The organism is Amycolatopsis mongoliensis (genome assembly GCF_030285665.1).
Classification (GTDB): Bacteria; Actinomycetota; Actinomycetes; order Mycobacteriales; family Pseudonocardiaceae; genus Amycolatopsis; species Amycolatopsis mongoliensis.
Window position 1 is genome coordinate 3,009,308 of record NZ_CP127295.1, and the last position, 12,926, is coordinate 3,022,233.

The 12,926-nt window shown below is 71.1% G+C and carries 13 protein-coding genes; 9 read left to right on the forward strand and 4 right to left on the reverse strand.

What is annotated here, in order from left to right:
- Positions 1-29: 29 nt before the first annotated feature.
- Positions 30-965 (reverse strand): MerR family transcriptional regulator, encoded by a 936-nt coding sequence (locus tag QRX60_RS14690; protein WP_286001325.1) that lies wholly within the window; start codon positions 963-965, stop codon positions 30-32.
- A 118-nt stretch (positions 966-1,083) separates the two neighbouring features.
- Here QRX60_RS14690 and QRX60_RS14695 point away from each other — a divergent pair, with 118 nt between their 5' ends.
- From QRX60_RS14695 to QRX60_RS14725, 7 genes are all read left to right on the forward strand, one after another.
- Positions 1,084-1,545 (forward strand): DUF3180 domain-containing protein, encoded by a 462-nt coding sequence (locus QRX60_RS14695; protein ID WP_286001326.1) that lies wholly within the window; start codon positions 1,084-1,086, stop codon positions 1,543-1,545.
- A 69-nt stretch (positions 1,546-1,614) separates the two neighbouring features.
- On the forward strand, positions 1,615-3,867 hold the full coding sequence (locus QRX60_RS14700; RefSeq protein WP_286001327.1) for a DUF6779 domain-containing protein: 2,253 nt from the start codon (positions 1,615-1,617) through the stop codon (positions 3,865-3,867).
- A 280-nt stretch (positions 3,868-4,147) separates the two neighbouring features.
- Positions 4,148-5,251 carry a PrsW family intramembrane metalloprotease gene (locus QRX60_RS14705; RefSeq protein ID WP_286003600.1) on the forward strand — a complete coding sequence of 368 codons (1,104 nt, stop codon included), beginning with the start codon at positions 4,148-4,150 and terminating at the stop codon, positions 5,249-5,251.
- Between the two features lie 90 nt (positions 5,252-5,341).
- Complete coding sequence (locus QRX60_RS14710) at positions 5,342-6,301, forward strand: Rossmann-like and DUF2520 domain-containing protein (protein WP_408630267.1); 960 nt, start codon at positions 5,342-5,344, stop codon at positions 6,299-6,301.
- Complete coding sequence (gene panC, locus QRX60_RS14715; protein ID WP_286001329.1) at positions 6,298-7,203, forward strand: pantoate--beta-alanine ligase; 906 nt, start codon at positions 6,298-6,300, stop codon at positions 7,201-7,203. The genes QRX60_RS14710 and panC overlap by 4 nt, the downstream gene beginning before the upstream one ends.
- Positions 7,204-7,212: 9 nt before the next feature.
- Positions 7,213-7,710 carry an aspartate 1-decarboxylase gene (panD, locus tag QRX60_RS14720; RefSeq protein ID WP_286001330.1) on the forward strand — a complete coding sequence of 166 codons (498 nt, stop codon included), beginning with the start codon at positions 7,213-7,215 and terminating at the stop codon, positions 7,708-7,710.
- 5 nt (positions 7,711-7,715) lie between these two features.
- Entirely contained in the window at positions 7,716-8,492 is a 777-nt protein-coding gene (locus QRX60_RS14725; RefSeq protein ID WP_286001331.1) for a type III pantothenate kinase, read from the forward strand.
- 157 nt (positions 8,493-8,649) lie between these two features.
- Here QRX60_RS14725 and QRX60_RS14730 read toward each other — a convergent pair whose 3' ends face one another.
- A complete protein-coding gene (locus QRX60_RS14730) occupies positions 8,650-9,054 on the reverse strand; it encodes a DUF6640 family protein (RefSeq protein ID WP_286001332.1) in 405 nt (134 codons plus the stop codon).
- A 47-nt stretch (positions 9,055-9,101) separates the two neighbouring features.
- The gene (locus QRX60_RS14735; RefSeq protein ID WP_286001333.1) at positions 9,102-9,854 is read right to left on the reverse strand and encodes a class I SAM-dependent methyltransferase; all 753 of its coding nucleotides are present in this window, start codon (positions 9,852-9,854) and stop codon (positions 9,102-9,104) included.
- Positions 9,855-9,930: 76 nt separating this feature from the next.
- Here QRX60_RS14735 and lysS point away from each other — a divergent pair, with 76 nt between their 5' ends.
- Positions 9,931-11,442: a lysine--tRNA ligase gene (lysS, locus tag QRX60_RS14740; protein ID WP_286001334.1), complete on the forward strand. Its 1,512-nt coding sequence runs from the start codon at positions 9,931-9,933 to the stop codon at positions 11,440-11,442.
- A gap of 146 nt (positions 11,443-11,588) precedes the next feature.
- A complete protein-coding gene (locus tag QRX60_RS14745) occupies positions 11,589-11,939 on the forward strand; it encodes a histone-like nucleoid-structuring protein Lsr2 (RefSeq protein WP_155547769.1) in 351 nt (116 codons plus the stop codon).
- A gap of 109 nt (positions 11,940-12,048) precedes the next feature.
- On the opposite strand, the gene QRX60_RS14750 is transcribed toward QRX60_RS14745, so the two are convergent.
- On the reverse strand, positions 12,049-12,879 hold the full coding sequence (locus QRX60_RS14750; protein WP_286001335.1) for a helix-turn-helix domain-containing protein: 831 nt from the start codon (positions 12,877-12,879) through the stop codon (positions 12,049-12,051).
- Positions 12,880-12,926: the final 47 nt, after the last annotated feature.

The following is a 12,926-nucleotide window of genomic DNA, read 5'->3' on the forward strand; positions in this document are numbered from 1 at the left end:
TGCGCTCGCAGGTCGGCGATCGGACCGGGTCAGCCGCGCAGGGCGGCGATCATGAAGCCGACCGCCGGCCGGGTCGTCGGGAACGGGGGCCAGCCGTTGATGATCCCCAGCAGCTTCCAGTAGTGCTCGGCCCGCGGGTCGCCGCCCGCGGCGAAGCGGTCGGCCAGCTCGTGGCGGAACTCCGCCGACGCCGGGTCCTGGTCCGGCCGGGCCGAAGCCGCCGCGATCTCCGCCGCAAGCGTTTGCCCTGCCTCGGACGTCGGGCTTTCCTCCGCGTCGACGGCCTCCTGGGCGCGCGCCATCCACGCGTTCCAGTTCTCCCGCCAGGCCGAAGACGGCTGCTCGAACTCCCCTTCGCGGATCTGCCGCGCCTGGGTTTCGCTCATGCCGCGGATCAGGGCCCGGAAGTCCGGGTCCTGCACCAGCTCGGCGAACTCGATCCAGGCCTCGAGCTGCTCCGGCGTCGGGTCGTCGGGCAGCTCCGGCTTGCCCGCGCGCATGCGCCGGTAGAACTCCTCGTCGATCTCCAGCCCGGAGACCATCTCGTCCCAGAACTCGTCGACCAGCCGTTTGCGCTCTTCGTCGGACATCGACGCGAGACGGTTCATCAGGTTCACTTCCTCCAGCTCGGAATCACGCTTGGCCACCGCGCGCAGCACCGCCCGGCGCAGCCGGAGCCGCCGGATCTGCTCGTCCAGCGCCTCGACGTGCCGGGTCGCCAGCTCGCCGACCGTCGCCGACTGCGTCAACGCCGCCGAGACGTCGGCGAGGCCCAGGCCCAGCTCCCGCAGCGTGCGGACGAGCTCGAGCCGGGCCATCGCCGCCGCGTCGTAGAGCCGGTAGCCGGCGTCCGTCCGGTCGGTCGGGGGCAGCAGGCCCTCGTCCGAGTAGAAGCGGATGGTCTTGACCGGCAGGCCGGTCCGCCGGGCCAGCTCGCCGATGGTGAAGGTCGCGGTGGTGCCCACAAGACGCATGATGAACTCTCCAGTAAGGGGAGAGTCAACCTTAGGCTTCCGGGGCCCGGCTGGCGAAGCCCCGGCCGGGTGCGAAGCACCGGATGTCCCAGCTCGGTACGGTTGAGTCATGCACTTCACCCGGCCCCGTGACCTGGTGGTGGCCGGGCTGCTCGGCCTGGTCCTCGGCTACCTGCTCTTCCTGGTCGCGTACGGCTCACTGCCCCAGTTGCCGACGCTCGCCGGCGTCACCTTCGCCGTGCTGGCCGTGATCGAGGCCGGGCTCGCGTTTTCCATTCGCTCCCGGATCAAGAACGGCCGCGTCGTTGCCGCTATCGGGATCGCTCGATCGGTGGCGCTCGCCAAGGCTTCGTCACTCGCCGGAGCGTTCATGGGCGGTGCCTGGCTGGCCGCGCTCGCCTACGTTCTGCCGCGACGTGACGAATTCGTCGCGGCGGTGCTCGACACCCGCGCCGGCGTGGTCGGCGTGGTGTCCTCGGCGGCCCTGGTAGCTGCGGGTTTGTGGCTCGAGCACTGCTGCCGGACCCCTCGTGACCAAGACCGGGAACACACCCGCGGGACGACCGGTTAGCGCTGGAATCCCACCGCTCGCGGGACCGAGTAGGTCTCGTTCGGATTACGAGCAGGTACGGTGTCAGGCATGACCGGCGTGGGTGACGACTCGCGCGGCCGCCTACTGGGCAGGCCGTGGCTCGTCGTCGGATTCGTCCTCGCCATCGGAGCCACCCTCGCACTGGTGCTCAGCGACGATCTCCGCTATCTCCGGCTCGGGATCGTCGCGGCCCTCTGGGCTGCCCTGATCGGCGCTTTCCTCGCCGTGAAGTACCGCAAGCACGCGGCACAGAGCGAGGACGCGGTCGCCGAGGCGCAGGCTGTGTACGAGCTGGAGCTGGAACGCGAGATCGCGGCCCGGCGTGAATTCGAGCTGGAGGTGGAGGCGGAGAACCGCAGCGAGTCCGACTCCCGCGGCCGCGAGGAGCTGGAGGCGCTGCGCGCCGAGGTGTCCGCGCTGCGCGACAGCCTCCAGTCGCTGTTCGGCGGCGAGGTGCTGCTCGAACGCGTCGCGCTGACCGCGCAGGCGACCCGGATGCGCAAGCTGTCCGACGAGAACCGCATGATTCCCGACGCCGCGCCGAAGAAGAAGCCGGCCCAGCTGATGGCCGGGAAGAAGCCGGCCGAGGCGGGCGAGCGGCCGACCGAGCTGATCGACCGGGTGCTCGACGAGCGCCGCCGCAAGGCGTCGGGCGGGAAGCCCGCGAACGGCAAGGGGCTCGGCAAGGGCAAGGGCTTCGGCGGAAAGCCGGCCCCGAAGGCCCCGGCCAACGTCAACGCCCAGAGCACCCAGCAGATCGCCCGGCCGAAGCCGCTGAGCGAACGCCGTCCGCCGGTGCCGGCCGTCGACCCGGCCCTCAACGCCGCGCAGCGCGAGCTGAAGGCCGCCGAGCTGCGCGCCGAGGCGGCCCGCCGCCAGGCCGAGTCGCAGCCCATGCGGCTGCCGAACGCGGAAGAAGCCGCGAAACAGCCCGAGCGCCGTCCCGAGGCCGCCGCCGAGCCGACGCGCCAGGTGCCGCGGCCCGAGCCCAAGACCGAGATCCGCCGCGCCCCGGAGCCGAAGACGGAGATCCGCCGTCCCGAGCCGCCGCCCGCGCGCCGGGCGGAGCTGTCGCGTCCGGCGATGCGGCCCGCCGAGGTGTCGCGGTCGGACATCCCGCGCGTGGAGCGGTCGATGCCGGCCATTCCGCGGGTGGAGATGTCGCGTCCGGACATTCCTCGGGTCGAGATGTCTCGCCCGGACATCCCGCGGGTCGAGCGGTCCATGCCCGACATCCCGCGCGTGGAGCGGTCGATGCCCGCGATTCCGCGGGTGGAGATGTCGCGTCCGGACATTCCCCGCGTGGAGATGTCGCGGCCGGACATCCCGCGCGTGGAGATGTCCCGCCCCGACCTCCCGCGCGTCGAGCGGTCCCGGACGGACTTGCCCCGCGTCGGCGGCCAGCCGAACGGTGCGCGTCCCGAGCCGCGCAAGGCGCCCGAGCCGCCGCGGCCGGCGCCGCCCCGGCCCGCTCCGCCGGTGAAGCCGTCGGAGATGTCCCGATCGGACATCCGGCCGGTGACCGACCTGAGCGCGGCCTTCCAGAACCGGGACGACTTCGCCGAGCGGCAGCGGCCGAACCGGCCGAAGCCGCCCGAGCCGAAGGCCCCGCCGATGCCGAGGGACGCCTCGGCCTCGCGCCGCGACCTTCCGCCGGTCGTCCCGCCGACGACGCCCGTGCCGAACACCGGCCCGGCCGCGCGGCAGCCGTCGCGCACGAACCTGCCGCCGGTGGTGCCGCCGACCACGCCGGTCCCGGCCGCCGACGGCCGCCGTCCGTCGCGGCTGGAGCAGTTCTCGCGGGCGGACATGTCGCCGATCCTCGACGAGCCGGCCTCCCGGCACGGGGGTTCGCACCGCGCGCCCGCCGAGGCCGCGAAGGCCGACGCGCCGGTGGTGAACCCGACACTCCCGGAGTCGGTCCGCAACTTCCAGGGCCGCTCGGGTGGCCGTCGCCGCAAGCCGGACGAGTCGCAGCAGATGCCGGCGGTGCCCGCACCGGAGCCCACCGGCGGCGGCCGTCGCCGTCGCCCGGACGGCGAGCCCCCGGCGTGGGAGGGCATGGTCGCCGAGCGGGCGTCGATGTCGCGCCGCAACATGGCCCCGGTCGACCCGGCCGACGTGGAGCAGAACGGCAACGGCCACAACGGCGCGAGCAACGGCCACGCCCGCAACGGCCACCGGTCGGCCGAGGTGCCGGGCAGCGGTTCGCACACGGCGGGCCGCTCGGTGAGCGAACTGCTGGCGGCGAACGGCGGCACCGGCTCCACCCCGCGCCGCCGCCGCCGCGCAGAGGACTGAGCCCGGCTCGATCTCCCAGCGCCCCAATGTGGCGTTCGGTGCGTGGGACGCACCGAAGGCCACATTGGGTGCGCTGGACGCACCGAAGGCCGCCTTGGGTGCGCTGGACGCACCGAAGGCCACATTGGGGCGCTCGGGAAACGGCTGACATGCGGGACGCGCCGTGTGTGCCAGGTGGCGTTCCGGTTCCTGTCCGGTCTGCGTAGGGTGACCGGCTGTGAGCGGAACCCTCTCGCCCGCGACGGGACTCGATCGTGGACGGCGGCCTCGCCGGATCACCGTGCTGCTGCCGGTGCTCGGGCTGATCGTGGTCGCCCTGTGCGGCCTGTTCCTGTTCGGTCTGGCCACCGCGCGGGTCGGCCCCCTTGCCGTCACCATCGGGGTCCTCGCCGCGCTCGTGCCGGTCGCCGGCGTGGTCGCCGGGTTCCTCTGGGTCGACCGCTGGGAGCCCGAACCGGCGAAGTTCCTGCTCCTCGCCTTCGCCTGGGGTGCCTGCATCGCGACGATCACCGCGCTGCTCATCAACACCACCGCCGAGGCCGTCGGGGACGAGCTGCTCGGCAAGGGCAGCGGCAACACCATCGCCGCGCTCGTGTCCGCGCCCGTCGTCGAAGAGGCCGCCAAGGCCCTGTTCGTCGTGCTCATCCTGTGGCGCCGGTCCAGCGAGTTCGACGGCGTCGTGGACGGCGTCGTCTACGCCGGGTTCAGCGCCGCCGGGTTCGCGTTCACCGAGAACATCTACTACTTCGGCCGCGCGTTCGCCGACTACGGCTTCGGCGACGGGCACAGCCAGGGCGTCATCACGGCGTTCTTCCTCCGCGGTGTCCTCGCGCCGTTCACGCACCCGCTCTTCGCCGTGCTCACCGGGATCGGGATCGGCATCGCCGCGCGGACGACCACGAAGGCGATGAAGGTCCTGGCGCCGCTCGCCGGCTACCTCGCCGCCGTCAGCCTGCACGCGCTGTGGAACAGCGCCGCGCTGCTCGGCGGGTCGAAGTTCCTGACCGTCTACTTCCTGATCATGCTGCCGCTGTTCCTCGGCGTGGTCTACCTGGTCGTCCTCCAGCGACGGCGCGAGCAGCGGATCATCGCCACCGCCCTGCCGCACATGGCCGCGGCCCGCTGGATCGCGCCGTCGGAGGTCGACCTGCTGGCCAGCCTGCCCGGCCGCCGGGCCTGGCGGCGGCAGGCGAAACGCCAGTCCGGCAAGCGGGCGGCAAAGGCCGTCGCCGTCTACCAGGCGAGCGTGACGGAGCTCGCGTTCCTGGACCGGCGGGCGCTCACCTCCGACGCCGACCGGCAGCGCCAGCAGGAGCTGCTGCGCACGCTGAAGGCCGCGCGGGCGGAGGCGACGCGCCTCGCCGACGAGGCCTCCCGAGGGTGACCCGGTCCGGGTGAAGCTGGTCACCCGGGCTCAACGCTTCGCGCTTGACCGAGTTAGTCTCGCGCCGTTCGTCCGGTACCCGGAGCGGGACTGGAACGAGAGCAGAGGGAGTCTGCCAACCATGAGCGTCCACAGGCGCACGCCATGATGAGGCCCGCCCGCCTCGCGGTCGGGGTCGTCTCCGCCGGCCGGGTGGGCAGCGTGCTCGGCGCCGCGCTGGCCCGGGCGGGGCACACCGTGGTCGCCGCGTCGGGACTGTCGGCCGCGTCGCTGGCCCGTGCCGAACGCCTCCTCCCCGACGTGCCCCTGCTGCCGCCCGACGAAACCGTCCGCCGGGCGGACCTGGTGCTGCTCGCCCTCCCCGACGACGCGCTGGCCGGCATGGTCCGCGGGCTCGTCGCGACCGGGTCGCTGCGGCCCGGGCAGATCGTCGTGCACACCTCCGGCGCGCAGGGCATCGACGTGCTGGCACCCGCCGCCGAGGCCGGGGCGCTGGCGCTCGCGCTGCACCCGGTGATGACGTTCACCGGCCGCGAGGAGGACCTCGAGCGGCTGGCGGCGTGCAGCATCGGCGTCACCGCGGCGGCGGACGACGAAGCCGGGTGGAGCGTCGGCGAGGCCCTCGCGGTCGAGATGGGTGCCGAGCCGGTGCGCATCCCCGACTCCGCGCGAGCGCTCTACCACGCTGCGTTGACCCACGGCGCGAACCACCTGATGACACTGGTCGCCGACTGCGCGGAAGTCTTGCGGGAAGCGGGAATCGCGCACTCCGAACGCCTGGTGGCGCCACTGCTTTCGGCGGCGTTGGATAATGTGCTCAGACACGGCGACCGCGCGCTCACCGGCCCGGTCGCCCGTGGCGACGTCGGCACCGTCCGCAAGCACCTCGAAGTGCTGGCGGATCGGGCGCCGGACGTGGCGCCGGCCTACCGCGCGCTGGCCAAGCGCACGGTGGCGCGTTCGTCGGCTGCCGGGCTGCTGGACACCGCGGCCGCCAAAGACCTCACCGAACTCCTCGACGATCCCGCCGAAGGGCACCAAGACCAGTGACCACACCGAAATTCAGCCGCGGCACGCTGAACACGTTCACGTCGCCCGAGCAGATGAGCCAGGTCAGCCGGGCTCTGCACGGCGTCGGCCGCAAGCTGGCGCTCGTGCCGACCATGGGCGCGCTGCACGCCGGGCACCGCGAGCTGATCCGCCGTGCGAAGCGGCTGCCGAACAACGTCGTCGCCACCTCGATCTTCGTCAACCCGCTGCAGTTCGGCGAGGGCGAGGACTTCGAGGCGTACCCGCGGCCGCTGGAGAACGACCTCGCCGTGCTGACCGAGGACGGCGTCGAAATCGCGTTCACGCCCAGCGCCGACGCGCTCTACGCCGAAGGCGCCGCGGTCACCGTGCACCCCGGCCCGCTCGGCGGGGAACTGGAGGGCGCCGTCCGGCCCGGCCACTTCGCCGGCGTGCTCACCGTCGTGGCGAAGCTGTTCAACCTGCTCCGCCCGGACTACGCGCTCTTCGGCGAAAAGGACTACCAGCAACTGGTCCTGATCAAGCGGATGGTGCGGGACCTGAACATCGACACGCACGTCATCGGCGTGCCGACCGTGCGGGAGCGCGACGGGCTGGCGCTGTCGTCGCGCAACGTCTACCTGACGCCCGAGCAGCGTGAAGACGCCATCGTCCTGTCGGCCGCCCTCACCGCGGGGGGGTTCGTCGGGCGCGACGGCGCGGACGCGGTCCTCGAGACCGCGTGGAAGACCCTCGCCGCGCGGCCGGCGGTCGAGGTGGATTACCTGGAGTTGAGGGGAACCGACCTCGGGCCGGCGCCCGTCGATGGGGAAGCACGACTGTTGATCGCGGCCCGGGTGGGGAGTACCCGGCTGATCGACAACGTTCCGGTTCTGCTCGGCGCTGCCGTCGAGCACCCGGAGCGGCTGGACGCAGGGGAATAGGAGTCCACGATGTACCGCACCATGCTCAAGTCGAAGATCCACCGGGTCACCGTGACCCAGGCCGACCTGCACTACGTGGGTTCGGTGACGGTCGACGAGGACCTGATGGAGGCCGCGGACCTGCTGCCGGGGGAACAGGTGTCCATTGTGGACGTCACCAACGGGGCGCGGCTGGAGACCTACGTCATCAAGGGCGAACGCGGCAGCGGCGTGCTCGGCATCAACGGCGCCGCGGCGCACCTGGTGCACCCGGGTGACCTGGTCATCCTCATTTCGTACGGCCAGATGGACGACGCCGAAGCCGCGACGTACGAGCCGCGCGTGGTGTTCGTCGACGCGGACAACCGGATCGTCCACCGGCACACCGACCCCGGCCACGCGCCGGAGGGGTCCGGGCTGCTGTCCGGCACGGTGACCCTGCCGCCGGAGGAGGAGACGGCGGTGTTCCCGGTCGCGGAGACGGCGGACGCCCGCCGCCTCGACGCGCTGCTGCACGCGGAAAGCTGACCCGCTTGCTGCTCGCGATCGACGTCGGCAACACGAACATCGTGCTGGGGCTGTACTCCGGCAGTGAACTGGTCGGCGACTGGCGCATGCGCACGGACGCGCGCATCACCGCCGACGAGCTGGCGTTGACGGTGCGCGGCCTGCTGGGCCCGCACGCGGACGCGGTGACCGGCATCAGTGCACTGTCGACGGTGCCGGCGGTGCTGCGCGAGCTGCGGGTGATGCTCAGCCGGTACTACGACCGGCTCCCGAAGATCGTGGTGGAGCCGGGGGTCCGCACGGGCGTCGCCCTGCTGGTGGACAACCCGAAGGAGGTGGGCGCGGACCGGCTGGTGAACACGCTGGCCGCGCACCACCTCCACAGCACGGCGTGCGTGGTGGTCGACTTCGGGACCTCCACGAACGTGGACGCGATTTCCGCCAGGGGCGAGTTCCTCGGCGGGGCGTTCGCGCCGGGGATCGAGATTTCGGTGGACGCGCTGGCGTTGCGCGCGGCGGCGTTGCGGAAGGTCGAGCTGGTCCCGCCCCGGTCGGTGATCGGGAAGAACACTGTGGAGTGCCTGCAGTCGGGGATCCTGTACGGCTTCGCCGGGCAGGTGGACGGGCTGGTCCGGCGGATCGTCCGGGAGCTGGCGCCGAGCGGGACGGAACCGGTGGCGGTGCTGGCGACCGGCGGCCTGGCGCCGCTGGTGATCAGCGAGTCGGAGACGATCACCGACCACGTGCCGGATCTGACGCTGCTCGGGTTGCGGCTGGTCTTCGAGCGCAACAACCGCCCCTAGTGTCGCGCGTTGCCAGTTGTTGCCGTTCGAGGTGTCGGGAGCCTGCGCCACGAGGCCCCGGCCCATGCAGCCCCTCCCGCGACGACATGAATGAGTCATTCACCTCGTCCGGCGACATGAATGACTCATTCATGTCGCCGGACCAGCCGCCGCGCCCCTAGCCGCGCGCCAGGCGCCGGCGTTCGAGGACGTACCCCAGCGCCGTCAGGGCCAGGGCCGGGAAGGCCACCTTCGCCTGGGGGAACTTCGCCGTCCCCGGCGGGTCCACCGCCTTCGACCCGGGGTAGGCCAGCGCCGAGATCTGCGTCAGCCAGTACAGGGACGCCAGGGTCGCGCCCGCGTCGAGACCCTCCCGGGCCGAGGGAGCTCGCCAGAGCTGCCACAGACTGGTCGCCCCCAGCGCCAGCCCGAGGCTCATCGTCTGGCCGTTGTGGAACTTCGCGTGTGGCGGCCAGGCAGGGTTCTTGACGTGGGTCTCGTTCCAGTCGGCGCGGTACGGGCCCACCGCCGTCACCACCGACACCAGCGAGATCACGGCCCGCCCCAAGGATTTCCTGCGCATGAACGCAGTATCGAACCTCCAGTTCGCTGGAGGTCAATGCCGGAGTCTCAGCGGCGCAAAGCGCGGAACGTCCAGGTGCGCAGCGGCAGGTCGAACTCGCCGGACGCGGTGTGCGGATTCGCGGCGAGGAACTGCCGGATCTCCGCCAGTGCGGCGGCCGCCTCCGCCGGATCCGCGACGATCATGTGCGAATGCGTGGCGATCGTTTCGACGAGGCTTTCCGCGGTGCGCCGTTGCCCATGGTGGAACGTGCGGCTCTCGAAAGGCTCGAACGCGGGGTGCGTGGCCGGTTCCCGGCTGCCGTCGGTCCAGGCGCGGCTCACTCCGGTCCGGCCGAGATTCCCGAACTCCGCGACCCACGGCACCGAATCGTCTTCGTAGTTCCACATCGGCACCAGCACGCCGCCCGGGCGCAGTACGCGCGCGATCTCCGTCATCGCCGCCGGAACGTCGAACCAATGGAACGCCTGGCCGACGAAAACCGCGTCGACTTCGCCGTCGGGCAACGGGATCCGTTCCGCCTGACCCGCCAATGACGTCACCGACGGTACGGTCCGGCCCAGTTCGGCGCGCATTTCCGGGTCGGGTTCGACAGCCGTGACGTCGAGGCCGAGTTCGGCCAGGCCGAGGGTGAGCTTGCCGGTTCCGGCGGCCAGATCGAGTACCCGTCGCGGGGTTCCGCTCGCGCCCGAAAGGCCCCATTCGAGCGCTTCCCGCGGGTAGTCGGGCCGGTGCTCGGCGTACGCGGCCGCTCGGCTGCCGAAGGAAGAAGCTCGCTGCGCGCGTGTGGGATCACTCACCGGCCCAGGTTAATGGACGGAAAGGAAAGGTAATCCGGTTGGCGTAGTGCTCAGCCGGGTTCGTACCCTATGGGCCATGACCGAAAAGCCCCCTCCCACCAGCGAGCCCGCCGAAGACGAACTGCCCGAGCAGATGCGGGTGCGCCGGGAGAAGCGCGACCGGATCCTCGCGGAGGGTATCGATCCCTACCCGGTCGAGGTCCCCCGCACGCACCTGCTCGCCGAGGTGCGCGCGGCTCATTCCGGTCTGCCCGCCGACACCGCCACCGGCGAGATCGTCGGCGTCACCGGCCGGGTGATGTTCCTGCGCAACACGGGCAAGCTGTGCTTCGCCAGCCTCCGCGAGGGCGACGGCACCGAGTTGCAGGCCATGATCAGCCTGGCGAAGGTCGGCGAGGACGCCCTGGCGGCGTGGAAGTCCGACGTCGACCTCGGCGACCACGTGTTCGTGCAGGGTGAGGTCATCACGTCCAAGCGCGGCGAGCTGTCCGTGATGGCCGACGCCTGGCGTCTTACGTCGAAGGCGCTGCGCCCGCTGCCGGTGGCGCACAAGGAGCTCGCCGAGGAGACGCGGATCCGCCAGCGCTACGTCGACCTCATCCTGCGCCCGCGCGCGCGGGACGTCGTGCGCACGCGCGCCGGCGTGGTCCGGGCGCTGCGGGACTCGTTCCACCGCCGCGGCTTCACCGAGGTCGAGACGCCGATGCTGCAGACGCTGCACGGCGGCGCCGCGGCCCGGCCGTTCGTCACGCACTCGAACGCGTTCGACCTGGAGCTGTTCCTGCGGATCGCGCCGGAGCTCTACCTCAAGCGCTGCGTCGTCGGCGGTATCGAGAAGGTTTTCGAGATCAACCGCAACTTCCGGAACGAGGGCAGCGACTCCTCGCACTCGCCGGAGTTCGCGATGCTCGAGTACTACGAGGCCTACGCCACGTACGACACGAACGCGGTGATGACCCGGGAGCTGGTCCAGGAGGCCGCGCAGGCGGTGCTGGACACCCAGGTCGTCACCCTGCCCGACGGTTCGGAGTACGACCTGTCCGGCGAATGGACCACACTCGGAATGTACGAGTCGTTGTCGGATTCCCTCGGCGAAGAGGTGACACCGGAGACGCCCGCCGCCAAACTGCACGGATTCGCGCAGGCCAGGGGCCTGGAAGTGGATCCGAAGCTCGGTCACGGGAAGCTGGTCGAGGAACTGTGGGAACACCTCGTCGGAGATCACCTGCACGCCCCGACGTTTGTCCGTGATTTTCCGCTGGAGACGTCGCCATTGACGAGGCAGCACCGCTCGCGGGCCGGTGTGGCCGAGAAGTGGGACCTCTACGTGCGCGGATTCGAACTCGCCACCGGATACTCCGAGCTGGTCGATCCGGTCGTCGAACGGGAACGGCTCACCGAACAGTCCCGGCTGGCCGCGCAGGGCGATAGCGAAGCCATGCGGCTCGACGAGGATTTCCTCCGGGCCCTGGAGTACGGAATGCCACCGAGCGGCGGCGTCGGAATGGGGATCGACCGCCTCCTCATGGCGCTGACCGGTCTCGGTATCCGGGAGACGATCCTCTTCCCGCTCGTGCGTCCCGAATAACCCGGCCGTGTGGGATAGCCGCCAGTTATCCATATGAGATTTGCGCTGTCCTCCAGAAGCGGGTACTAATGTTCTAGACAAAGACTTCTGTCCCGGGGCTCGCCCCGTAACCAGATCATTGAGCAAGTCCCCGCAGGAGGAATCGGATGGCACAGAAGGTGCTCGTCTCGCTGGTCGACGACCTCGACGGCAGTGAGGCGGAAGAGACCGTCGAGTTCGGTTTGGACGGCGTCAGCTACCAGATCGACCTCTCCTCGGATAACGCCGAGGAGTTGCGGGACGCCCTTGCCCAGTATGTCGAGCACGCGCGTCGCGCGGGTGGCCGCAAGCGCGCTTCGGTGCGCCCGGTCGCGGGCAAGGGCTCGGCTAGGCCCGCCGCCGTCGACCGCGAGCAGAACCAGGCCATTCGGTCGTGGGCGCGCAAGAACGGTTACGCCGTTTCGGACCGCGGCCGGATCCCGTCCGAGGTCGTCGAGGCCTACCACAAGAAGAACTGAGGATCCTTCAGCTGTCCGGGTGCCCGCAGGTCACCGGGGACTGCTGGGGAAACTCCTCGAAGCGGGGTTCCAGTCGAGGCCGCCGGGCGAATTCGCCCGGCGGCTTTCTTCATGTCCGATCGCTGTCCGGTGCCCGTTCGGTGTCCGCCCGGGCGGCCCGGGCGTACTCGGCGGGCGGCTGACCCGTCACCGCGCGGAAATCGCGGATGAAGTGCGACTGGTCGCTATAGCCCAGTCGAACCGCCAGACCGGCGTAATCCGGCTCTCCTTCCGCGGCGATCCGCTGCGCCGCGTCGTTGAGGCGGTATATCCGGATCGCCCACTTGGGCGTGCACCCGACGTGTTCGGCGAACAACCGCTGCAAGGACCGGGTGGTCAGTCCAGTATCCGCGCAGAGTTGCGCCACCCGGGTAATTCCCGGATCCCGCGCGATTGATTCCACCACCTCGGCGGCCCGGCGCGCGGTCGCCGACAGCCGGACGGGATTTGCGATCAGCAAGTTGTCGATCGCGCGGACCATTTGCGCGTCACCGGCGGCGGACCGCACCGATTCGGCGGCTTCGATCGCCTTCGGCCCGAAAACGTCCGTGAGCGGGACAGCGCGGTCGGCGATGTCACTCACCGGGGCGCCGAGGAACGCGCGGAAGCACCCGGGCCGGAAACGCACGCCCAAGCCCTGGACGCGGCCTTCGAGGCGGTGGGAAAAGACGTCGTGGGCGGGGCCGTACACACCGGACGCGCCGGGGAAGAACGTCACGTGCACCGCGAGGTTCGGCAGCACGCGCTGTTCGTGGGGCGGTTCGCCGCGCCGGTCCCAGCGCAGCACCCAGTGGTAGTCGACGAACTGCGCCAGCTCGGGCGCAGGGGCGTGCCTGGTCAGCGTGAACATCGTGCGCGCGGTGGCCTCGGCCACGATGCCGCGCGGGATCCGGTGCTCCACGCCGCCCACGGTAGCTGTCGCGTTCCTTCAAGACAGCTCGTCGGCCG